This is a genomic window from Shewanella sp. AS1, assembly GCF_021412565.1.
In the GTDB taxonomy this organism is placed as follows: Bacteria; Pseudomonadota; Gammaproteobacteria; order Enterobacterales; family Shewanellaceae; genus Shewanella.
The window spans coordinates 873,887-895,299 of sequence record NZ_JAKCLJ010000001.1 but is presented as its reverse complement, the minus strand read 5'-3'; the positions used below and the strand labels follow the sequence as shown (position 1 = coordinate 895,299).

The 21,413-nt window shown below is 48.2% G+C and carries 24 protein-coding genes; 7 read left to right on the top strand and 17 right to left on the bottom strand.

What is annotated here, in order from left to right:
* Window positions 1-190: 190 nt before the first annotated feature.
* On the bottom strand, window positions 191-316 hold the full coding sequence (locus tag LZP69_RS16605) for a hypothetical protein (RefSeq protein ID WP_267961960.1): 126 nt from the start codon (window positions 314-316) through the stop codon (window positions 191-193).
* Window positions 317-414: 98 nt separating this feature from the next.
* Window positions 415-1,269 carry a DNA ligase gene (locus LZP69_RS03960; protein WP_234198875.1) on the bottom strand — a complete coding sequence of 285 codons (855 nt, stop codon included), beginning with the start codon at window positions 1,267-1,269 and terminating at the stop codon, window positions 415-417.
* Between the two features lie 155 nt (window positions 1,270-1,424).
* On the opposite strand from LZP69_RS03960, the gene LZP69_RS03955 reads away from it, so the two are divergent.
* A complete protein-coding gene (locus tag LZP69_RS03955; RefSeq protein WP_234198874.1) occupies window positions 1,425-1,796 on the top strand; it encodes a diacylglycerol kinase in 372 nt (123 codons plus the stop codon).
* Window positions 1,797-1,888: 92 nt separating this feature from the next.
* On the opposite strand, the gene LZP69_RS03950 is transcribed toward LZP69_RS03955, so the two are convergent.
* The gene (locus LZP69_RS03950) at window positions 1,889-3,115 is read right to left on the bottom strand and encodes a nucleoside recognition domain-containing protein (protein WP_234198873.1); all 1,227 of its coding nucleotides are present in this window, start codon (window positions 3,113-3,115) and stop codon (window positions 1,889-1,891) included.
* A gap of 90 nt (window positions 3,116-3,205) precedes the next feature.
* Between LZP69_RS03950 and rsmF the strand changes: the two genes are divergently transcribed.
* Window positions 3,206-4,645 (top strand): 16S rRNA (cytosine(1407)-C(5))-methyltransferase RsmF, encoded by a 1,440-nt coding sequence (gene rsmF / locus LZP69_RS03945; protein WP_234198872.1) that lies wholly within the window; start codon window positions 3,206-3,208, stop codon window positions 4,643-4,645.
* A 246-nt stretch (window positions 4,646-4,891) separates the two neighbouring features.
* Here rsmF and LZP69_RS03940 read toward each other — a convergent pair whose 3' ends face one another.
* The 9 genes from LZP69_RS03940 to apbC are packed head-to-tail and all read right to left on the bottom strand — an operon-like array spanning window position 4,892 to window position 11,866.
* Complete coding sequence (locus LZP69_RS03940; protein WP_234198871.1) at window positions 4,892-5,680, bottom strand: TatD family hydrolase; 789 nt, start codon at window positions 5,678-5,680, stop codon at window positions 4,892-4,894.
* Window positions 5,681-5,723: 43 nt separating this feature from the next.
* Window positions 5,724-6,050, bottom strand: a complete 327-nt coding sequence (locus LZP69_RS03935) for a PilZ domain-containing protein (RefSeq protein WP_234198870.1) — start codon at window positions 6,048-6,050, stop codon at window positions 5,724-5,726.
* A gap of 18 nt (window positions 6,051-6,068) precedes the next feature.
* Complete coding sequence (gene holB / locus LZP69_RS03930; RefSeq protein WP_234198869.1) at window positions 6,069-6,998, bottom strand: DNA polymerase III subunit delta'; 930 nt, start codon at window positions 6,996-6,998, stop codon at window positions 6,069-6,071.
* 2 nt (window positions 6,999-7,000) lie between these two features.
* Window positions 7,001-7,630 carry a dTMP kinase gene (gene tmk / locus LZP69_RS03925; RefSeq protein WP_234198868.1) on the bottom strand — a complete coding sequence of 210 codons (630 nt, stop codon included), beginning with the start codon at window positions 7,628-7,630 and terminating at the stop codon, window positions 7,001-7,003.
* Window positions 7,627-8,634: an endolytic transglycosylase MltG gene (gene mltG, locus LZP69_RS03920; protein ID WP_234198867.1), complete on the bottom strand. Its 1,008-nt coding sequence runs from the start codon at window positions 8,632-8,634 to the stop codon at window positions 7,627-7,629. Before mltG ends, tmk begins: the two co-directional genes overlap by 4 nt.
* The gene (gene pabC / locus LZP69_RS03915; RefSeq protein WP_234198866.1) at window positions 8,631-9,473 is read right to left on the bottom strand and encodes an aminodeoxychorismate lyase; all 843 of its coding nucleotides are present in this window, start codon (window positions 9,471-9,473) and stop codon (window positions 8,631-8,633) included. Before pabC ends, mltG begins: the two co-directional genes overlap by 4 nt.
* Window positions 9,473-10,057: a dCTP deaminase gene (gene dcd, locus LZP69_RS03910; protein WP_234198865.1), complete on the bottom strand. Its 585-nt coding sequence runs from the start codon at window positions 10,055-10,057 to the stop codon at window positions 9,473-9,475. The genes pabC and dcd overlap by 1 nt, the downstream gene beginning before the upstream one ends.
* 54 nt (window positions 10,058-10,111) lie before the next feature.
* Entirely contained in the window at window positions 10,112-10,744 is a 633-nt protein-coding gene (udk, locus tag LZP69_RS03905; protein WP_234198864.1) for a uridine kinase, read from the bottom strand.
* 9 nt (window positions 10,745-10,753) lie between these two features.
* Window positions 10,754-11,866 (bottom strand): iron-sulfur cluster carrier protein ApbC, encoded by a 1,113-nt coding sequence (apbC, locus tag LZP69_RS03900; protein WP_234198863.1) that lies wholly within the window; start codon window positions 11,864-11,866, stop codon window positions 10,754-10,756.
* Window positions 11,867-12,026: 160 nt separating this feature from the next.
* Here apbC and metG point away from each other — a divergent pair, with 160 nt between their 5' ends.
* Window positions 12,027-14,057 carry a methionine--tRNA ligase gene (gene metG, locus LZP69_RS03895; RefSeq protein WP_234198862.1) on the top strand — a complete coding sequence of 677 codons (2,031 nt, stop codon included), beginning with the start codon at window positions 12,027-12,029 and terminating at the stop codon, window positions 14,055-14,057.
* A 105-nt stretch (window positions 14,058-14,162) separates the two neighbouring features.
* On the opposite strand, the gene LZP69_RS03890 is transcribed toward metG, so the two are convergent.
* The gene (locus LZP69_RS03890; protein ID WP_234198861.1) at window positions 14,163-14,915 is read right to left on the bottom strand and encodes a Nif3-like dinuclear metal center hexameric protein; all 753 of its coding nucleotides are present in this window, start codon (window positions 14,913-14,915) and stop codon (window positions 14,163-14,165) included.
* 196 nt (window positions 14,916-15,111) lie between these two features.
* Between LZP69_RS03890 and LZP69_RS03885 the strand changes: the two genes are divergently transcribed.
* Window positions 15,112-15,495, top strand: coding sequence for a hypothetical protein (locus LZP69_RS03885; protein WP_234198860.1), 384 nt, complete (start codon window positions 15,112-15,114; stop codon window positions 15,493-15,495).
* Between the two features lie 91 nt (window positions 15,496-15,586).
* On the opposite strand, the gene LZP69_RS03880 is transcribed toward LZP69_RS03885, so the two are convergent.
* Complete coding sequence (locus tag LZP69_RS03880) at window positions 15,587-16,075, bottom strand: hypothetical protein (protein WP_234198859.1); 489 nt, start codon at window positions 16,073-16,075, stop codon at window positions 15,587-15,589.
* Between the two features lie 244 nt (window positions 16,076-16,319).
* Window positions 16,320-16,811 carry a glycine zipper 2TM domain-containing protein gene (locus LZP69_RS03875; RefSeq protein ID WP_234198858.1) on the bottom strand — a complete coding sequence of 164 codons (492 nt, stop codon included), beginning with the start codon at window positions 16,809-16,811 and terminating at the stop codon, window positions 16,320-16,322.
* 52 nt (window positions 16,812-16,863) lie between these two features.
* On the opposite strand from LZP69_RS03875, the gene aat reads away from it, so the two are divergent.
* From aat to infA, 3 genes are all read left to right on the top strand, one after another.
* Entirely contained in the window at window positions 16,864-17,574 is a 711-nt protein-coding gene (gene aat, locus LZP69_RS03870; protein ID WP_234198857.1) for a leucyl/phenylalanyl-tRNA--protein transferase, read from the top strand.
* Window positions 17,561-18,271, top strand: a complete 711-nt coding sequence (locus LZP69_RS03865; protein WP_442800660.1) for an arginyltransferase — start codon at window positions 17,561-17,563, stop codon at window positions 18,269-18,271. Before aat ends, LZP69_RS03865 begins: the two co-directional genes overlap by 14 nt.
* A 115-nt stretch (window positions 18,272-18,386) precedes the next feature.
* Complete coding sequence (gene infA / locus LZP69_RS03860; RefSeq protein WP_011865366.1) at window positions 18,387-18,605, top strand: translation initiation factor IF-1; 219 nt, start codon at window positions 18,387-18,389, stop codon at window positions 18,603-18,605.
* A 139-nt stretch (window positions 18,606-18,744) separates the two neighbouring features.
* On the opposite strand, the gene clpA is transcribed toward infA, so the two are convergent.
* Together clpA and clpS are read right to left on the bottom strand one after the other, a co-directional pair.
* Window positions 18,745-21,000 carry an ATP-dependent Clp protease ATP-binding subunit ClpA gene (gene clpA / locus LZP69_RS03855; protein WP_234198855.1) on the bottom strand — a complete coding sequence of 752 codons (2,256 nt, stop codon included), beginning with the start codon at window positions 20,998-21,000 and terminating at the stop codon, window positions 18,745-18,747.
* Between the two features lie 31 nt (window positions 21,001-21,031).
* Window positions 21,032-21,340 (bottom strand): ATP-dependent Clp protease adapter ClpS, encoded by a 309-nt coding sequence (gene clpS / locus LZP69_RS03850; RefSeq protein WP_234198854.1) that lies wholly within the window; start codon window positions 21,338-21,340, stop codon window positions 21,032-21,034.
* Window positions 21,341-21,413: the final 73 nt, after the last annotated feature.

The following is a 21,413-nucleotide window of genomic DNA, read 5'->3' as shown; positions in this document are numbered from 1 at the left end:
AAAAGAGGTAGCTTAACAGCAAGAATCTAAACTAATACATCTAAACTAATACATCTAAACTAATACATCTAAATTTATACACCTAAAAACAGGTTGCTTGAGAAAACCATCAGGCCACAGGAGACATGCTTTCTCCTAGTGACCTCGCAAGATCCAATCCTCAATTATGATGGTTTGCTATGGGTACAAGTTAGAGATGGAGCAAAATATCGGCAAGATCGGTAAAAGGGGCAACTACGCAAAAAGTAATAAAAAGTGCGATACCGATTTTTGTCGTCACATCACTCAGTGCTTTGGTTTCAGTCGTTGACTTCATAGCGTAATCCTTCTTGTTATCAGCTAATTGGCACTTTCAGATTGCGCCTCAGCGAAATCCCTTTCAAGTTGTTTTTCATTAAGTTTTGTTAACCCCGTTCATAATGGCTCTCTTATTCGTACAAAGCTGGCAAATCGAGGGATACCATATTGAGTCACCCCGTAGAATTTATAAGTCACTGTGGTACCTATGGCGGGCGGCGCTTTGCGCTGCTCATCACTAAAGCCCGTGCCGATACGAAATACTATCCCCTCAGGCGTTTTCACTTCGAGCGAGCCTAACATACCTTGATATTTGCCCTTCCCCGGATGGTGGGCAATAACAAGGGCTTCGGCATCTTCAAAGAGTTTTAATTTTACCAGATCCTGGTTGCGCCCATTACGATATAGCGCCGCTTTTCTGTGAAGCATCAATCCTTCACCGCCGGCTATCACAACACTATCGAGCAATCTGTCTAGCTCCTGTCTATCATGCAGTTCCCACTGAGGGATAATCACAAGGTAGGGAGATAAAGTAGAAAAATGTTCGAGTGCATAGTGATAACGCTCTGCAAAAGGTAAGGCAAGATTGGGGATATCGAACACCATAAATCTCACCTGCCGCCAAAGATGATCGTCAGTCTCGCCTCTGCGCACTAAAGCCGAAATGGCATCAAACTGGCCTCTACCAATCCACAGCTCGCCATCTAATGCCTGCTTAGGAAAACCCTGAGCAAACCAGCTAGGCAATGTGATCTCATTGCCACTTCGTGTCAACATTCGACCACCATCCCAACGCCCTCGTACGCCATCGAGTTTCTCGCTCACCAAATAATCAACAATCGACTTTGAAGGTGATAAGGCGCCTGCATGTTGCATCGGCGAGCTATCAGGTACATCTGAAAAAGCTGACAGTGAAAAATAGATAAAACCGAATAAGATAAGAGAGATAAAACGGCGCAGATAGATAGACATAAGCTCCTCCTTGAGCCAGTAAAATGCTTGTTTGCCCTATTGAGTCTAGTTCAAAGTAAGCGCAGGCAATATAACAATTGCCTTCGAGATGTTATACTTCCATCGATTGAAAGCTAGGTTACTATTATCATTAATTTTTTATAGATGGAAAAATAATGAAACCGGAAAATAATTACGGTATTAAACGGGTTTTTCGCGCCACAGGATTCTCAATTCAAGGGCTTAAACAGGCCTGGCAATCGGAAGCCGCATTTAGACAAGAGTTAGTGCTCGCTTTACTCATGCTACCTATCGCCTTTTTAGTGGATATCACCACTATTGAGCGCATCTTGCTTGTCATGACTGTCTTTATTGTACTGATCACTGAGCTACTAAACTCGGCTATCGAAGCCGTTGTTGATCGCATCGGCGATGAATACCATCCTTTGAGCGGTCAGGCAAAAGATATCGCATCGGCGGCTGTATTTATAAGCTTACTGCTTTGTGGCCTCACTTGGTTGCTCATCTTGATGCCTCTGATGTTTTAATCTTCTTCTCAATAGGGCTTTAGCATAAAAGCGTTACCTAACCAGGACGTTAAAGCCCTCCACAAACTCATGCTTGACTGATATCGATAACATTAGCTGTAAAACCAGTAACACACAGCTATTGCCGCGCAAATACCGGCGAGATCCGCCGTTAAACCACAGGCTAAAGCATGGCGCCCATTTCGAATGCCCACAGCCCCAAAATAGACAGCAAGCACATAGAATGTGGTTTCCGTGCTGCCTTGTACTATCGCAGCTAGCCGCCCGGCAAAAGAATCGACACCATAATGCTGCATTGTCTCCAACATCATGGCGCGCGCCCCCGAGCCACTAAAGGGTTTCATCAACGCAGTAGGCAAGGCATCGACAAAGCGGGTATCACCGCCCAAAATATTCACCACGGAGGCGATAAGGTACAGAAGATAATCCAGGGCGCCAGAGGCTCGCAGCAGCGCGATAGCAAGCAACATCGCGAGCAGGTATGGGATAAGCTTTATCGACTGCTCAAACCCCTCCTTGGCGCCACTAATAAATTCGTCATACACGGCAACCTTACGAAAACCTGCGACCAGAATAAAACTGAAGATCAGCAGCAGTAAGATGCCATTGCCCATGGCGGTAGAGAGGGTTCCAATGGCGCTGGCACTCAAGGTACCTAAATAGAAAACCAGCGCAGTGATACTGCCCAAAATCACAGCGCCATAACCCAGAACCACACTGTTTAATAAAGATAAACGCTGAAACAAGGCCACCACCAAAACGCCTACCAAGGTTGAGGCAGTTGTGGCTAATAAAATCGGCAGGAAAATATCGGCTGGTGACGCCGCCCCCTGCTGGGCCCGATAGAGAAAAACCGTCACAGGCACAAGTGTGACTGACGAGGTATTAAGCACCAAAAACAGGATCTGCGCGTTAGTGGCTATCGACTTATCTGGATTAAGACGCTGTAGATCTTGCATCGCCTTTAGCCCAAGGGGGGTAGCCGCATTATCCAGTCCCAGCACATTAGCGGTTAAGTTCATGGTCACACTGCCATAGGCCGGGTGCCCTCTTGGCACCTCTGGCATCAGCTTATGCAGCAGTGGCTCAAAGATCTTGGCTATCACACCCACTACCCCAGCTTTCTCGCCCACTCGCATCAAGCCCATCCACAGGGATAACACACCTATCAAGCCCAGCGCGATCTCGGCCGCCAGCTTAGCACTGGAGAAAAGCGCATCGACCGCATCTGACAAAACCTGCCACTGCCCCTGAAATAACGAGATCCCTATGGCACCAAGGGCTGCCACAAAAAAGAGTAACCAGATGCGATTTAGCACAAAAACTCCTTGCGTCCTGAAGTTTATTCCCTAAGGCATGTCTATCTGTGTGATATACTGCCAGCTAACAATATCTTGTTTTTCTCTCTTATGGTTCAACTAAATCAAAATTTTATCAATAGCATAGCTAAAGATATGCCCAGTCATCTCACAATGGATGATTTTATCGCTTACTGTGATAAGCCCCTCAGGGCATCGATTCGTGTCAATACCCTCAAGATAGGCGTGGATGAATTTTTGACCCTGATGCAGGAAAAAGGCTGGCAATTTGAGCCTATCCCCTGGTGCGGCAGCGGCTTTTGGATCCAGGTTGAGCCCGATGTTCAGCTCGGCAACACAATTGAGCATATTCAGGGGCTGTTTTACATTCAAGAAGCTAGCTCCATGCTGCCACCGCAGGCTCTGTTCCCCCAAGGCATAGAGGATGCTACTTCCCTCACCTTGCTGGATATGGCCTCGGCGCCCGGCTCTAAAACCACGCAACTGGCGATGATGATGCAAAATCAGGGGGTATTGGTCGCCAACGAATACTCTTCCAGCCGGGTAAAGGTTCTGCATGCCAATGTGCTGCGTATGGGCGTCAAAAACTGCGCCCTGACCCACTTCGATGCCCGCGTATTTGGCGAATACCTGTATAACAGTTTCGATGCCATTCTACTTGACGCCCCCTGCAGCGGAGAAGGCACAGTGCGTAAAGACCCCGACGCGCTAAAACATTGGGATAGCGATGAAATTGAGTCAATTGCGGCGACCCAAATCGATCTGCTCGAATCGGCCTTGGCTGCCCTAAAGACAGGCGGCAGCCTAGTCTATTCGACCTGCACCCTTAATCGCTTGGAGAATCAGGAAGTCTGCTTAGCACTGAAGAGTCGCTATGGTGATGCCGTAGAGTTTGAATCACTCGACAATCTGTTTGTGGGCGCCGACAAAGCCTGCACACCAGAGGGATTTTTACATGTCTGGCCACAAATTTATGACAGCGAAGGTTTTTTCGTAGCAAAAATCAGAAAGGTTGCCGACATAGCACGGCTTAAACCTGAGCCTAAGCCACAGAAAAACTTCCCATTTACCGCCGTTAGTAAAAAACAGCAGCAGGCCTTGAGCGATTATTTTTCTACCTTTGATATTAAGCTTGAGCAGCACGGCACCTTGATGCAGCGTGATGATGAGTTTTGGCTATTTCCCGATAATATCTTACCGCTTATCGGTAAAATCCGTTTTCAGCGCATAGGAATAAAACTGGCGAATGCCATCAAAAAAGGCTTTAAAGTCAAACACGAAGCTATTATTGCCCTGGCAAAAAGTGATCGCACTATCCCCCTCGATGAGCTCCAGGCGACGCAATATTTGATGGGACGTGATATCCAGCTCGAAAGCCCGACTAAGGCGCAGGGTGAACAGGTCGTCAGCTATCACGGCGCGAGCCTAGGATTGGTCAAGCATTTAGGCAGTAAACTGAAAAACAACCTGCCCAGGGAATTGGTTAAAGATAAAATCTGCCCATCAAATAGTAACAACATCATTATTTAACAATGACTTACCTTATTTAAGTTTAGGAAGTTATAATTTATTACAAAAATGAATTGATTATTTTTTAAACTAATTGGCAGATTTTTTTAACTTGGCTACACTCTAAAACCTGAGACAAAGATTGAGGTGTTCTCAAACAGTAGCGCACGGCTCTGAAAAGAGCCATTCCCCTAGACCCAAAACAATCGGAATAGTTTTGGGTCTTTTTTTATCTCTCTCTTATCTATCTCTTATCTATCCAAAGGTTTAACGCTGTACTAATGTGGCGGCATCTTTAAATAGATTAAAGAAGTTTTGGGTGGTCGCCTGAGCCAATGCCTCGAAAGACTCACCGCGCAACTCGGCGACAAACTCAGCCACATCGCGAACATAGGCAGGCTGATTCTCCTGACCTCTGTGGGGCACTGGAGCCAAATAAGGTGCATCGGTTTCGACGAGCAGGCGATCCTGCGGCACCTTACGGATAACACTGCGTAGATCGCCAGCATTCTTAAAGGTCACTATCCCAGACACAGAAATATAGAAGCCCAGATCCAGCGCGGCTTTGGCCATCTCCCAATTTTCGGTAAAACAGTGCAGCACACCGCCCACCTTGTCGGCATGGCCAGCCTTAAGTAGAGCAATGGTATCTTCTCTGGCATCCCGGGTATGGACGATAAGCGGCTTATTCACCTCGACAGCCAGAGCAATTTGCTGTTCAAAGCATTGCTGCTGCAGTGCCTTGGTTTCATCGTCATAGAAATAATCCAGTCCGGTTTCGCCGATAGCAACCACTTTAGGATCTTGAATATATTGATGTAACTCCTGGGTATCTAAGCCTTCTTTCACATCCAGTGGATGCACACCCGCAGAGAGAAAAACCTGCTCAAATGCAGCCATCTTAGCCTGCATCTCACGAAAGCCTTTCTGGCGAACGTTAACGCAGAGAAAATAGTCAACACCTCTGGCCTTTGCCTGAGTAAGAAGGAGGTCGAGTGAGTCATGATCCGGCGCCGCCTTAAGGCGATCCAGATGGCAATGGGAGTCGATTAACACGCAAATATCCAAGTAGAACACAAAAGAGGCAAAGGATACCTAGCTACATGGTACAGGTCAAATCACTTGAGGCCAGCTGGCGGGAAAGCAGGTTTTCAATATGGTGTTTATGGGTAGACGCATCTGAGACGATTTTCACCCCGACACCTGCCGGTCGCCCGCCCGATGCCCCTAAGGGGTTAATCCAAACCACCACACCTTTAAACTCATACTTAGTCGTAGAACCGGGCAGTTGATAAGCAATGTTCAATTCCTGCCCCAAATAATGGGCTTCAGTTGAAGCGACAAACAAGCCTGCCGGCTGAATAAAAGGCATATAAGCACGATATAGCTGATGTAATGTATCAAAATTAACCACAATATCGACCATATTCTTAATTTTCGACTCTTAAGCTTGAGTAATTGATTGATATTCTAAGATAAACATTTGAAAAATGGCCATGTAATTCACATTTGGCATCATCTTCAGCTCATGATAAGTGGCCATCACTTTGGTAGCAAAATCGGTTATCTTAGCGTTAATAACTGCATCGTATTGTTTTTGTTTAATCAGCTTCTGTTTCAAGACTAAAAACAAAACTTTAAGCGCATCAGAAACTTGCTTCTGATCCACATGAGTTAAGTTAGCACAGAGGTGTCCAGACGACAAACTTTGAATCCAGTCTTTACGCAATTGCACTAATTGCTCATAACGCTTACTCTCTAATGCACTGAGCAGCTCGACGGGCCCGCCGACAGTAGATAGGCACCAGGTTACATCATGCTCGAGGGGATATTGCTGCTGCAACCATTGCAGGATCTCGGCTGTCGATGGCAACTGAAAATGTAATCGCTGACAACGACTGCTAATGGTCGACATCAAACGGCTCGGCGTATCTGTCTGCAGAAATAACAGTGTCTCTCTGCCCGGCTCTTCGAGGGTCTTTAACAGCGCATTGGCCGCGGCAGTGTTGAGACGTTCGCAATGCTGGATCACGGCAATCCGCCTGCCCCCCTGCTGCGCTGTGGAGCTTAACTCCTGGCATAGCTGACGGATCTGATCGACCTTAATCTGCTGACCATCGGCCTCGACTTTATGATAATCAGGATGGTTACCGGCCAAAAATAAGTGACAAGACTTACACTGACCGCAGCCGCCTTGCTGCGTTGGCTCAGTGCAGAGCGCGCTTTGAGCTAGTTGCTCAGTTAACTCCAGGGCGCCATACCCTTGATGCATGGCAACCAAATAGGCGTGCCCTTGTAGCCCAGCGCTTAGCTGTCGGCTAAACTGGGCTATCACGCCTTGATGCCAGGGAAGTGTATGCCAAGGTTGTTGCATGGTCACCAAGCCTGCTGCTGCAATAGTGCAAGAATATCTTTATGCACATCGGCCATATTCTGACTGGCATCGATCACGGCTATCGATTCATCCTCGGCCGCTAATGCAAGATAGGTCGCACGCGCCCGCTCAAAAAAGTCGATGCCCTGCTGCTCAATTCTATCCAGCGCACCACGATTAGCCGCCCTTTGCAGCCCAAGTACGGGATCGATATCGAGATAAAGCGTCAGATCTGGCTTAAAACCTTTGAGGGTCGCCTCACTCACAGACGCGACTAATGGCATCAGCTGTCGACCACCGCCCTGATAGGCCAGCGATGACAAATCGTGTCTGTCGCCCAGCACCCACTGACCACGACTAAGGGCTGGTTTAATCACATTGGCCACCAGCTGTGCTCTAGCTGCGTAAATCAGCAGGCATTCCGCCTCATCACAGAGGGGATCACCTGGCTCGGCGATTTTCACCAGATCACGAATTTTCTCGGCCAAAGGAGTACCGCCCGGCTCCCTTGTACAGATAGGCGCTTCGCCCAGATGTTTCTCAATAAAATCTCTGACTAAAGCGATGGCACTCGATTTACCGGCTCCCTCTAATCCCTCAATAACGATAAATTTAGCGCTGTGTTGACTCATCGATTTCTCTGATACTTGTCTACCGCACGATTGTGCTCGGTTAATGTGTTAGAAAATATATGGCTGCCATCATTTCGGGAAACGAAATAGAGATAATCCACTTCGGCAGGATGGGCAGCGGCATGCAGCGATGCGCCGCTTGGCGCCGCGATGGGGGTTGGTGTCAGCCCCTTAATGCGATAGGTATTAAAAGGGGTCGCCTCACGCAGATCTTTGCGGGTGATATTGCCCTGATAGCGTTCGCCCATACCGTAGATCACAGTAGGGTCAGTCTGCAGACGCATCTTCTTACGCAGCCGATTAGTAAATACCGCCGAAATCCACGGTCGCTCCTCGGCTTTGCCTGTCTCTTTTTCTATGATGGACGCCATGATCAATAGCTCGTAAGGGGACGTCAAGGGAATTGTCTTATCCCGCCCCTGCCAGGCTTTGTCCAGTTCAGCCTGCATCTTTAGATAGCTCTGCTCAACGACCAGCTTAACATCATCCCCGGCCACATAATGGTAAGTGTCGGGATAAAATTTCCCCTCAGGCAGACCAGAGTTATCACCATGGGCGATCAATACCTGATTAAAGATATCCTCCTGCCAGGTTAATCTGGGTTGCTGCTGCAACAGGGCACGCCACTCTTTGATGGTCTGCCCCTCTATCAGGGTAACGCTAAATACTAGCTCCTTGCCGCTGCTCAGCTTTTCCAGCAGGCTATTGACTGTGTCATCCGGGGTAATTTCATAGAGGCCAGAACGGATATGGGCCAGCTCGGGATGCAGCTTGAGCAGCACTTTTAATTTCCAGCTGTCCTGAATGATCCCTTGGGCCTCTAACCCTTTAGCTATCTGCATCAATGAGCCGCCACGCTTAACCTCCAGCTCCTGAGACTGATTGAGCTTGAGCGATGATTCACCATAGGAGATCAGGCTCTGGTAGCCCCAAAAAAGCAGAACTCCTGCCAAGGTCAAAATGGAGAGAAGAGCACCGAAAAGATTGACTAAGGTTCGACTCATAATACTAACGCCAGGTCGTTTAAAATACCTTGAGGAAGCTCGCTGGCGCTAAGCATCCGCTTATCGATACGCTTGATTCCAACCACACCAAACAGACTATTGGAGAGAAGTGCGTGATCAAATTGAGCGTGATCTTTGAGCTCATCATACAGCACAGGGCGACAATCGACGTGAAAGCCCGCGTCAATAAACCAGTAAATAAGCTGCTCACGCATCACTCCCGCCACGCCTGAGCCCTGCAGACTCGGGGTCACCACCTGTTTGCCCTTAATCAAAAACAGGTTGGCCATCGAAGACTCGATAACATTCCCCTGGGTATCGAGCACCAGCCAGTCATCTGAGTCATCATCGAGTGCTTGGGCGCGGATCAAGACCTGCTCTAAACGATTAAGGTGCTTGATGCCCGCCAAACGGGGCTGGAAGGCTAGGGTCATCTCGCTGGTCTGCAGATTTATGCCTGATGATTGCCAGTCAGCATAGTGTGCTGGAATGGCGTGCACGGACACCACCTCGGTTAATTGTGCCGACTCTGGCGCCTGATAGCCGCGCCCGCCGACACCACGACTGAGCAGAAACTTAACACACACATCCCGCTGCGATGCCACCGCACCTTCGGTTCCGACCTTTTCAATCAGTTGCCGCAACTCTTCGCTAGGCTGCCAGACTACTCCCAGACGGCGACAACTTTGCTGTAAACGCCGTAGGTGGGCATCAAAAAACAGCACGCCGTTTTTGCTGCTGCGCATAGTCGCAAACAGACCATCGCCGTAGGCAAGCCCTCTGTCGAATGCAGAAACCTTGTCCTGGAAAATTCCGTTAACCCAAATATTGGCAGACATTATCTGTCCTGACTTATCCGGCTGGCCACCGCTTCCTGCTGATCCCTGTATTTGGCGCTAACGCGCTTATTATAGGGTCTGGCAACAGGTGAGCTTAGGCGTTCAAAATTCAGCGCGCCTATGGTCATCCTGGGGCGCAGTGCCAGAGGCAGCTTACCGCTGTTGTAAAACTCCAGCACAATTTTCCCTTGCCAACCGGGATCGATACGATGAGCCGTGACATGCACCATTAACCCGAGTCTTGCCAAGGATGAGCGGCCATCGAGCCAGCCAACAATATCAGCCGGCAGAGTCACGGTTTCATAGGTAACAGCCAGGGCTAATTCCCCTGGATGCAGGAAGAAGGCTTCCCCTTCTGGGATCTCGATTTTATCGCTCATCACACGATCGAGCGCCGCCTGCACATCTGCGCTTGGGCCACTTAAATCGATGAAGGGAGCCGTATGATCCTGAAATACGCGAAACTGGGAGCCTAACTTAATATCCACACTCACACCGCTTATCGCATCGGCATCGGGACGCGGCTCAATCGCAATTGTGCCGTCATCTAAACATGTTTCAATTTCTACGTCAGTTAAACGCATTCAAATTAACTCCCACTATCCATAGTGATTAGCCACAGCAACCAGGCAGGGTAACTAGACTAAAAGGTGTTGAATTCTGGCTTTTAGTATATCGGTTGCGATGCGGTTTTTTCCGCCTCTTGGCACGATAATATCAGCATATTGCTTCGATGGATCAATGAATTGCAAAAACATGGGTCTGACGGTGTGCGTATATTGCTTCATCACAGACTCCATGGTGCGTCCCCGTTCGGCCACATCACGTGCCAGACGGCGCATGAAACAGATATCCAGTGGTGTATCCATAAAGACACTGGCATCCATCTTTTCTCGCAGCTCAGGATTAGTGAGCAATAAGATCCCTTCCAGAATAATCACCTTCTTAGGGGTCAGCGTCACTGTCTCGGCCATACGGGTATGTTCGGTGTAACTATACTGGGGGATATCCACCGACTGACCATTTTTAAGTGCGTCTAAATGCGCGCACAGCAGTTGATGATCAAGTGCCTTAGGATGGTCATAGTTAGTTAACACCCGCTGATCCATAGAGAGGTGGCTCTGATCTTTATAATAAGAGTCTTCGGCGATAACAGCTATCTGATCTGTGCCTAAATCGCGGCACAATTCTTCATAAATCGTCTTTGCTATCAGACTCTTACCCGAAGCAGATGCCCCTGCAATACCGATGATCACACATTGCGATTTCATGCTTTAACCTTACTCGTCATCTGAAATTGAAATAGAAACAACATCTTGGGTTTGGGTTAACGCAAGTTGCGCTCCCACTTTACGAGCAATCGCCAGATAAAGCTGCGAAACTGGCCCTTCTGGATCGGCGACCACTGTGGGTACACCTTGATCCACATCTTCGCGAATATTAAGTTTAAGCGGTAATTGGCCCAATAGCGGCACCTGATAACGCTCGGCCATCTTCACGCCGCCATCCTGGCCGAAAGGAAACTCCTTATGACCACACTCGCTGCACAGGTGGAAACTCATGTTTTCGACAATACCCAGCACAGGGATATTTACCTTCTGAAACATGCTGATCCCTTTCTTGGCATCGGCAAGCGCGATATCCTGCGGAGTGGTTACGATAACCGCACCACTGACAGGCACTTTTTGCGACAGCGTCAGCTGAATGTCGCCTGTGCCTGGAGGCATATCAATAACCAGATAATCCAGTTCAGGCCACAGGGTTTCATTCAATAATTGAGTCAAAGCCCCTGCTGCCATAGGCCCGCGCCAAACGGCGGCTTCATCACCACCAAGCATGAAGCCGATTGATTGCGCTGCAATGCCATGGGCGCTAGCGGCGGTCATCATCTTGCCGTCAGGAGAGACAGGATTAAAATCGGGCACACCTAACATGATAGGAATCGAAGGACCGTAGATATCAGCATCGAGAATGCCCACTTTCGCGCCTTCAGCTGCCAGCGCCAGCGCCAGGTTAACGGTTGTGGTCGATTTACCCACACCGCCCTTGCCAGATGCTACGGCAATCACCTGTTTGACATTTGGCAATGGTGCAACGGCGCCAGAGACGATTGTCTTTGCCTGAAAATCGATTTCACACTCCACCTCATCGATGGCATCCAGCACGGCTAACTTGTGGGTCAGCGCCATCACAGTATCACGGTACTGACTCTGGCATGGATAGGGGTAACAGAGCCCAAGTTGCAGACGTTTATCTTCAATAGCCAGTTTAGTGACGCAACCTGCAGTGACTAAACCCTGATGAAGATATGGATCTTGATACGCGTCTAAAATGGCCAAAACTGGCCCGAGGAGATCATCACTAAGGTGATAATTCTGAGAAGATGCAGACAAAACGACTACCCCTTAAAATTAATTTGGCTAAGTGTATCAGAAATTCTAACAGTATTCGGCTAGATTTAGCTCAGTTAAAGCAGCTTTTAATGAAACTTTAGCGATGATCGGTTACTATCTATGCCATTCTTTTTGGGCACTTACTGACTTTTGAGACAAGATGGCAACTTCACAACGTAAAATTCTCGTGACCAGCGCACTCCCCTATGCCAATGGACCTATCCATTTGGGTCACATGTTAGAGTATATTCAAACCGATATCTGGGCCCGTTTCCAAAAGCTGCGCGGCCATGAATGTCACTACATCTGTGCCGACGATGCCCACGGTACTCCTATCATGCTCAAGGCCCAGCAGTTAGGCCTGGCCCCTGAGGAGATGATAGCTCAGGTGCAAAAAGAGCATCAGCAGGATTTTGCCGATTTCAATATCCAGTTCGATAATTTCCACAGCACCCATAGCGAAGAGAACCGCGCTCTGGCGAGCGAAATCTATCTCAAGCTGCGCGATGGCGGTTATATCAAGTCGAAAACCATCTCTCAGCTGTTTGACCCAGAAAAATCCATGTTCCTGCCGGATCGCTTCGTTAAAGGCACCTGCCCTAAGTGTAAGTCACCCGACCAATATGGCGACAACTGCGACAGTTGCGGCGCGACATACAGCCCAACGGATCTGATTGACCCTAAATCGGCGGTATCGGGCGCCACACCTGTGATGAAAGATACCGAGCACTTCTTCTTCGATCTGCCCGCCTTTGAAGAGATGCTCAAAGAGTGGACCCGCTCAGGCTCGTTGCAGCAGGAGATGGCCAATAAGTTAGGCGAGTGGTTCGAGCAGGGTCTGCAACAGTGGGATATCACACGTGATGCCCCCTATTTTGGTTTCGAGATCCCCGATGCGCCAGGTAAGTTCTTCTATGTCTGGCTCGATGCTCCCATAGGTTATATGGGCTCATTCAAGAACCTGTGTGATAAGCGCGGCGATATTAACTTCGATGAATACTGGGCCAAGGATTCCACTGCCGAGGTCTATCACTTTATCGGCAAAGATATTGTCTACTTCCACAGCCTATTCTGGCCCGCCATGCTCGAAGGCGCCGGTTTCCGTAAGCCAAACAGCGTCTACGCCCACGGCTATGTCACAGTGAATGGCGCCAAGATGTCAAAATCGAAAGGCACCTTCATCAAGGCCCGTACCTATTTAGACAACTTAAATCCTGAGTACCTGCGATACTACTACGCGGCCAAACTCAGCAGCCGAATCGACGATCTGGATCTTAACCTTGAAGATTTCGCCCAGCGGGTTAACTCAGACTTGGTTGGTAAACTAGTAAACTTGGCATCACGGACAGCGGGCTTTATCAGCAAGCGTTTCGATGGCAAATTAGCTCAAATTAACGATCTCTCCTTAACTGAGAGCTTCTTAGCCAAACAAGATACCATTGCCGAATTTTATGAAACCCGGGAGTTCGGTAAGGCGATGCGTGAAATCATGGCCCTTGCCGACATTGCCAACGCCTATGTTGCCGATGCAGCCCCCTGGCAGCTGGTAAAAGAGGAAGACAAGCAGGAAGAGGCCCATCAGGTGTGCACCAATGCCCTTAACCTGTTCCGCATCTTAGTGACTTACCTTAAGCCTGTATTGCCTCAGCTTGCGAAAGATGTAGAAGGTTTCTTACAGTTAGAACTGACCTGGGCCGATCTGGACCGCAACCTTGCCGGACACGAAATCGCCCCGTTCAAGGCTCTGATGCAACGTGTTGAGATGAAGAGTATCGAAGCCATTATCGAAGCATCGACAGAAAACCTGCAGGCGAGTGATGCACAAGCCAATGAGCCAAGTCAGCTGGATCTCGATCCCATCAGCGATGAGATCAGTTTCGATGATTTTGTAAAGCTGGATCTGCGCATTGCTCGTATCGTCAAGGCTGAGCATGTACCCGAGGCCAATAAGCTGCTTAAACTGCAGCTGGATCTCGGCGGCGTCACCAAACAGGTGTTTGCCGGCATTAAATCTGCTTATGCTCCGGAAGATCTCGAAGGTAAGCTGACAGTGATGGTGGCCAACCTCGCGCCGCGTAAGATGCGATTTGGCATGTCAGAAGGCATGGTGTTAGCCGCAGGCCCAGGTAAGAAAGATTTGTGGATCTTAGAGCCTCATGAGGGTGCTCAGCCAGGTATGCGGGTGAAATAACCCCCTAAAGACAAAATAAACCCTAATACAAAAACAGAAAAAGGCCGCTTAGCGGCCTTTTTAATGACTATCGAAGACAAAATATCTTCTCTGCAGCTTATGCTATTACACAGGGTTAGGAATATCGACAAAATGGTGTACTAAGCCAAACTTTTCGGCCAGGTGCTCGCCCAAGGCTTTGATCCCAAAACGCTCGGTGGCGTGGTGGCCGGCGGCGAAGTAATGAATATTCTGCTCCATGGCACTGTGGAAAGTACGCTCTGACACCTCACCGCTGATAAAGGCATCGGCCCCCTGAGACACGGCAAAATCGATATAATCCTGCGCGCCCCCCGTGCACCAGGCCAGATGCTGGATCTGCCTGTCGCCCTCACCTAAGTGCAGTGGATCACGGCCAAGCACATTGTTAAGTAACTGAGCAAACTCAGTGACAGCCATCGGCATATCCAAACGCCCCTGCCACACCAATCCCTGAGGCGATGCCTCTATCGCTTCGGCATCTATCACCCCCAAGGCACGTCCCAGCTCGGCATTATTCCCCAGCATGGGATGACCATCTAAGGGCAGATGGTAACCATAGAGGTTGATGTCGTGTTTGATGAGTGATTTTATCCGTCTATATTTCATGCCGGTGATCACCTCACTCTCCCCTTTCCAGAAAAAGCCATGGTGGACTAACAGAGCATCGGCGTTAAGCGCTATGGCACTGTCTATCAGGGCCTGACAAGCGGTGACCCCTGTTACTATAGTTTTAACCCTGTCCTTACCTTCAATCTGCAACCCATTGGGCGCATAATCTTTATAATTTGAGATCTGTAAAAACTCTGCCAGATATTGCGTTAATTCTGAACCTTGCATTCAAACTCCTAAATTCAACCCCTCATCGGTATCCACTGTATGTTTACCGCTTTTTATTGGCTTTAGTTTAGCCATAATTGACTGCCAGATCATAGAAATAGGTTGAAACTCTGTGAAAATTGGACTTTTTTACCAGTTAAACTATAAAATTACTGCAAACCTTCAATTACAGATAATCAATAAATAGGTTAAAACTATGTCAAACTTGACTAAAGAAGAGGTAATTAGCGCGTTAGAGACTGCCCTAAGCAAGGCTCAAGGCAAGACCGTATCTATCGAGCAAAAGGGTAGCTGGTACAAGATCGACGGCGGCAAGTCACTGCGTTTTAGCGATCTTGAAGCCATGTTAGCCGAGCAAGGCACTGAAGCGCCTAAAGCGAAAACCGAAACTGTCAAAACTGCAAAACTTAAGACAGAGAAGGCCAAGGCGGCAAAACCGAAAGCCGCTGCAAAACCAGCTAAAGCAAGCCCTAAGACAGATGCAAAAGGCTCTGATGCTAAAGCTAATAAAGGCATGACACCTAAAGAGCTGTGGCGAGCCAAACTAGCGGGAAAGGGTCAGCTACCACGCGGATTCTAATCCCAGTAGAAAATTAGCATCACTGCACATAAAAAAGGAGCCAGCGGCTCCTTTTTTATTTTAGTTTTAATATGTTAGGTATTATGCTTCGCTAGAGCGCGAAACGAATACCAATGGCGCCCTGCACTTCGATGTGGAAATCATCATCAATATCCACTGCCGGACCCACTTGTACATAGGTATCCCAGCGGCTGGCGAAATTCCAATCTAGGCCGAACGGCACCCGAACACCATAACCATTACAATTATCATTGCAATTATTGTCTTTATCCCAATCGTAGAAGCCACCAACGCCTAAATACCAGCTAAAAGGCAATTTAGGGCTAAATTTCTCATCGGTTAAAAACAGATAGTCACCAGCAAAACCCTTGTTACCTATTGATAGATTAATATTGTTAAACAGCTGCGCTGTGAAACTCGCTCCACGGTCAAAGGCAAAACCTATCTTATAATCTGAGCTGTTGTTATAAGAGGCCACCTTAGTGCCGGTACGTGTTCCTTCTTCAGCACTAGCGCCTGCACTCATAACAAAACCTGCCAGCGCCGCCGCATATACACAACTAACCACTGCTTTTCTCATAGCTCCTCCAAAGATGATTAGAAAAGAGAACTGTGTAATTATTCTAGTTATGTTTAGCACGTTAATGCATATCTAGCTACTTTAACTACAATTATTCGATTATTCAGAGCCAATTAAATTGCCATTTCGACCTAATACAGAAGATTTAAATAAAAAAGATAACTCTGGTCTGCACAATATTCTGACCAAAGTGAATATGCTTGTTACCCACGAGATGACTCTCGGTGAGAGTTAGATGTATTAGCTACATGGCCAGATCGACCCGAACCCAGCCAGGGAAATAGATCACTCTCACTCTGTCATCGGGATTAAACCTCATGCCGGGATCAAAATCCTGCAATACCATCACCTGCTGGCCATCGTCTAAGTTAATCAATAATTCGATTAATTTCATCTGCCTCAGTCGGTCACGACTAGAATGACTACCAGCACCAGCCCCCAAAAGAGCACCGAGCACGGTGGCCACATCCCTGCCTGAGCCACCACCAAATTGATGACCCACTACACCTCCTAACAGGGCGCCGCCAAATATCTTCCAGCCTCGATTCTGATCTATCTGCAGCTCACTTTGGGTGAGCTCTCGCACTGAACTGACATGACCATAAATGACTTTCTCTACCGGCAGGGCTTTGTTTCGATCGTAAGCCGCGGTAGAAGCCGTACTGGCTCCCAGCCCACAAAGTACGATTAAAACTAAAAAAACACCCTGAAAGCCGCTGTAACTAGGTTTCAACATAAGACATTTTCCGCTAACTTATAAAGAGACGCTTAACTAATTTTACTCAATTGTGAACTCACTGTCCTTTTTGAATCATGAATTAGCACAATTCCCTTCACCGGAGTTTGCGCTTACCGATCCCAATGGGCTATTAGCCATTGGTGGTGATCTGCATCCCAAACGTCTACTCAGCGCTTACTACAATGGCATTTTTCCCTGGTTTAATGAAAACGACCCCATTCTTTGGTGGTCGCCGGATCCCAGAGCCGTCTTTGTACCCGGAAGCATGCAGGTCAGCCGCAGCTTAAAACGCCACATCAAAAGGCATGGATGGCGCTTTAGTGTTGATCAAGCATTCGATCGCGTCATTGAAAATTGTGCCAAAACACGGATCGGCAAGGAAGGCACCTGGATCACGCCCGATATACAGCTTGCCTATAAGAAATTGCACAGACAACACAAAGCCCATTCTATTGAAGTATGGGAAGGTGATGAACTAATTGGCGGGCTTTATGGTATCGCCATCGGCCAGGTTTTCTGCGGCGAGTCTATGTTTCATCTGAAAAGCAACGCCTCCAAGGCCGCCATGCTGATGTTACACCAACACCTGTTGGCCCATAAATTTAGGCTAATCGATGCACAAGTGATGAACCCTCACCTTGAGTCATTGGGGGCTAAGGCATTAAAACGCAGCGATTTTATTAATCTATTGAAACGCTTTCGTGATATCGAAGTGGCCAGTGATGCTTGGCATGCTAAAGAGGTCTATCTTGGATTCTAAATCAGAGACTATTCAGGTTGGTCTGACCAACACCTTCAGTTGCAGCTACCTGCCAGAGCAGCAGGAGCAACTGCTGGTATTGCAGGAAACCCTGCTCAATGAAGATCTGATTGAACAACTTTCGGCACTGGGGTTTCGTCGTAGCGGCGATATGCTCTATAAGCCCCACTGCCCCCGCTGTCAGGCCTGCCAGCCCATTCGAATTCCAGCTAGGGAATTTACCCCATCAAAACGGCAGAAGCGTACCCTGAAAAATAATAGTGACCTGCATTTTGCGATTGTCACAGAGGCATCGGAAGAACACTACCAGCTCTATCAAACCTATATCAATGAGCGCCATCGTGATGGGCCTATGTACCCGCCCACAAAGGAGCAGTTTAACCATTTTCTGCAATGTTGCTGGCATCAACCTCTGTTGATTGAGGTAAGGGATGATAAACAACTGTTGGGCGTTGCTGTCACAGATGTGTTGCCAAACAGCCTCTCGGCCATTTACAGCTTTTTCTCACCGACGGAGGAAAAACGTTCATTAGGCGCGCTGATGATCTTATTGCAGTGCAGGCTGGCTAAACTTTCAGGAAAAGAGTTTGTCTATTTAGGCTATCAGATCGATGCCTCTAAAAAAATGAACTACAAACGCGCCTATCGCCCCTACGAACTCTTGTCTCCAAATGGTTGGCAAACTTACTTTAAATAATGGGAGCCATCCCTAAGGTTACTATCCTCGCGTTAACCACCTCTTTACAGCAAGCCGAATTTGCGGCATGATACGCCCGTTTTTAATATTTGAAGGCTAACAGGATAACTGATTAATGGCGAAAGAAGACAACATTGAGATGCAAGGCACTATTCTTGAAACCTTGCCAAATACAATGTTTCGAGTAGAGCTAGAGAATGGTCACGTAGTGATCGCTCATATCTCAGGCAAAATGCGTAAAAACTACATCCGTATTTTAACGGGTGACAAGGTCACTGTGCAGCTGACCCCTTATGATTTGAGCAAAGGGCGCATCGTCTTCCGTTCACGCTAAAGTGTTACCCAAAGTCGTTTCAAATAAAAACCAGCATCAGCTGGTTTTTTTATCTTTAAAATAACCCCTTGATTATTCGAAATCGGATTAAGAAAAAGGCTACGCTAGGCAGCCTCTTATCACCCCATGTTTGACTCGCTCAACTCATGACTTTTTCCCGCGTGTCGACTTCAATCACTATCTCATTATCCTTGGCGTCGACATGAGCGGTTCCGCCCTTCTCTAACTTACCAAACAGGATCTCATCGGCCAGTGGCCGTTTAATCAGCTCGGTCACGACTCTTGCCATAGGACGCGCGCCCATCGCCTTATCGTAGCCCTTCTCGGCAAGCAGCAGTCTGGCTTCATCACTAACATCCAGTACTACGGCTTTATCATCAAGCTGTGCCTGTAATTCGACCAGGAACTTATCGACCACTTTGGCGATCACTGTCATATCCAGATGATTGAACCAGATGATCTCATCGAGGCGGTTTCTGAACTCAGGCGAGAATACCCGGTTAATTTCAGATAGCGCATCCTGACTGTGATCTTGCTGTTTAAAGCCGATAGATTTACGCACCGTCTCCTGAACACCCGCATTAGTGGTCATCACCAGAGTCACATGCCTAAAGTCTGCCTTGCGGCCATTGTTGTCGGTCAGTGTGCCGTGATCCATCACCTGCAGCAGCAGGTTATAGATATCAGGGTGGGCCTTTTCTATCTCGTCGAGGAGCACCACACAGTGAGGATTTTTGATCACGGCGTCTGTCAACAAGCCACCCTGATCGTACCCCACATAACCAGGGGGAGCACCGATCAGGCGCGATACCGTATGACTCTCCATATACTCAGACATATCAAAGCGCACCAGTTTTAAGCCTAAGCAGGAGGCCAACTGACTGGTCACCTCGGTTTTACCCACCCCAGTGGGACCGGCAAACAGGAAGCTGCCCACGGGCTTAGCTTCACCACTCAAGCCACTGCGAGAGAGGCGAATAGCTGAGCTTAAGGCCTCAATCGCTTTGTCCTGACCAAAGACCACCATCTTAAGGTTACGCTCTAAATTTTTGAGCATCTCTTTGTCTGTGGCCGATACGGACTTCTCAGGAATGCGCGCCATCTTGGCGATAATTGACTCAATCTCGCTCTGACCTATGGTCTTCTTACGCTTGCTGGCAGGCAGCATCTTCATTCTCGCCCCCGCCTCATCGATCACATCGATGGCCTTATCGGGCAGGTGCCTGTCATTAATGTGTTTATCGGAGAGCCGCGCGGCAACGCTCAAGGCCGCCAAGGTATAACGTACCCCATGGTGAGCCTCATATTTGGCCTTAAGCCCCTGCAAAATCTTGGTGGTTTCGGCCACCGAAGGCTCGTTGATATCCACCTTCTGGAAACGTCTAGCAAGGGCTCTATCTTTCTCAAAAATACTCTGGTATTCCTGGAACGTCGTCGAGCCCATGCAGCGCAGATTGCCGCTGGATAACAGGGGTTTTAACAGATTAGATGCATCCATTACCCCGCCAGATGCGGCGCCGGCACCGATAATAGTGTGGATCTCATCGATAAACAGAATCGCATGCTCATCCTGGCTAAGCTCTTTAAGCAGCCCTTTGAAGCGTTTTTCAAAATCGCCTCGGTATTTAGTCCCTGCCAGTAAGGCGCCGAGATCAAGGGAATAAACTGTGGCACTCTCCATCACCTCTGGCACTTCGTTATTGACGATGCGATAGGCAAGCCCTTCGGCAATGGCCGTTTTACCCACACCAGCCTCACCCACGAGTAAAGGATTGTTTTTACGGCGACGGCAGAGAATTTGAATCGAGCGCTCAATTTCATCGCTGCGGCCAATCAAGGGGTCGATACGGCCGCTGCGGGCCTCTTCGTTTAAGTTAGCGGTAAACTGTGCCAGCTTGCTGCGCTCCTCACTAGCCGAGTTGTCTTCAATCTGCTCGGTATCGGGCGCACTCTCGATTTCATCACGGCCAACGCCGTGGGAGATATAGTTAACCACATCCAGGCGGGTGATCTCACCGTTTCTAAGCAAGTAAACCGCCTGTGACTCCTGTTCGCTAAAGATAGCGACCAGAACGTTCGCGCCCGTAACTTCATTGCGCCCCGAGGATTGGACATGAAACACAGCGCGCTGCAATACGCGCTGAAAACCCAGAGTTGGCTGAGTCTCTCTGTCGTCATTGGGATCGCTGATGATAGGTGTGGTTTGTTCAATAAAACTGGACACCTCTTCTCTGAGTTTCTCCAGGTTGGCACCACAGGCCAAAAGGGCTTCCTGAGCCGAAGGGTTATCGATTAGCGCTAGTAGCAGGTGCTCGACTGTCATATATTCATGACGTGCATCTCTGGCCTGCTGAAATGCCAGATTTAACGTGACCTCAAGATCTTTGTTTAGCATAAGCCCCCCTAAATTTAATCCCAAAACAGATTCAGGCTTTCTCTAATGAACACAGTAACGGATGTTGGTTTTGCCTTGCAAACTGATTTACCTGAGCAACCTTAGTTTCCGCGATACCAAAAGGAAAAATCCCGCAGATCCCCTTTCCTTGATGATGAATAGCTAACATGATATCTGTCGCTTCTTGCTCACTTTTTTTAAAAAATAGCTGCAATACCTCAATGACAAAATCCATCGGAGTATAGTCATCGTTATTTAAGATCACTTTGTACATTGAAGGGGGTGCAATCTCTGATTCGACCCGCTCTTCGATGCGTTCAATATTACCTGTTTTACCCATCTCTAAATATTAGCCTCTAGTGTTGGCTTCTACCAAATGTTGCAAATGACTTCAACTCAAACATCTCTGTTAT

Excerpts from the sequence above, each read along its gene's own strand:
- dcd (WP_234198865.1), bottom strand. The coding sequence starts at position 10,057 with ATGCGTTTAACTGACGTAGAAATTGAAACATGTTTAGATGACGGCACA.
- metG (WP_234198862.1), top strand. The coding sequence starts at position 12,027 with ATGGCAACTTCACAACGTAAAATTCTCGTGACCAGCGCACTCCCCTAT.
- tmk (WP_234198868.1), bottom strand. The coding sequence starts at position 7,630 with ATGAGTCAACACAGCGCTAAATTTATCGTTATTGAGGGATTAGAGGGA.
- mltG (WP_234198867.1), bottom strand. The coding sequence starts at position 8,634 with ATGAGTCGAACCTTAGTCAATCTTTTCGGTGCTCTTCTCTCCATTTTG.
- LZP69_RS03880 (WP_234198859.1), bottom strand. The coding sequence starts at position 16,075 with ATGAGAAAAGCAGTGGTTAGTTGTGTATATGCGGCGGCGCTGGCAGGT.
- holB (WP_234198869.1), bottom strand. The coding sequence starts at position 6,998 with ATGCAACAACCTTGGCATACACTTCCCTGGCATCAAGGCGTGATAGCC.
- LZP69_RS03885 (WP_234198860.1), top strand. The coding sequence starts at position 15,112 with ATGTCAAACTTGACTAAAGAAGAGGTAATTAGCGCGTTAGAGACTGCC.
- LZP69_RS16605 (WP_267961960.1), bottom strand. The coding sequence starts at position 316 with ATGAAGTCAACGACTGAAACCAAAGCACTGAGTGATGTGACGACAAAA.
- LZP69_RS03935 (WP_234198870.1), bottom strand. The coding sequence starts at position 6,050 with ATGGTCGATATTGTGGTTAATTTTGATACATTACATCAGCTATATCGT.
- udk (WP_234198864.1), bottom strand. The coding sequence starts at position 10,744 with ATGAAATCGCAATGTGTGATCATCGGTATTGCAGGGGCATCTGCTTCG.
- pabC (WP_234198866.1), bottom strand. The coding sequence starts at position 9,473 with ATGTCTGCCAATATTTGGGTTAACGGAATTTTCCAGGACAAGGTTTCT.
- clpA (WP_234198855.1), bottom strand. The coding sequence starts at position 21,000 with ATGCTAAACAAAGATCTTGAGGTCACGTTAAATCTGGCATTTCAGCAG.
- LZP69_RS03890 (WP_234198861.1), bottom strand. The coding sequence starts at position 14,915 with ATGCAAGGTTCAGAATTAACGCAATATCTGGCAGAGTTTTTACAGATC.
- clpS (WP_234198854.1), bottom strand. The coding sequence starts at position 21,340 with ATGGGTAAAACAGGTAATATTGAACGCATCGAAGAGCGGGTCGAATCA.
- infA (WP_011865366.1), top strand. The coding sequence starts at position 18,387 with ATGGCGAAAGAAGACAACATTGAGATGCAAGGCACTATTCTTGAAACC.
- LZP69_RS03960 (WP_234198875.1), bottom strand. The coding sequence starts at position 1,269 with ATGTCTATCTATCTGCGCCGTTTTATCTCTCTTATCTTATTCGGTTTT.
- rsmF (WP_234198872.1), top strand. The coding sequence starts at position 3,206 with ATGGTTCAACTAAATCAAAATTTTATCAATAGCATAGCTAAAGATATG.
- LZP69_RS03955 (WP_234198874.1), top strand. The coding sequence starts at position 1,425 with ATGAAACCGGAAAATAATTACGGTATTAAACGGGTTTTTCGCGCCACA.
- LZP69_RS03875 (WP_234198858.1), bottom strand. The coding sequence starts at position 16,811 with ATGTTGAAACCTAGTTACAGCGGCTTTCAGGGTGTTTTTTTAGTTTTA.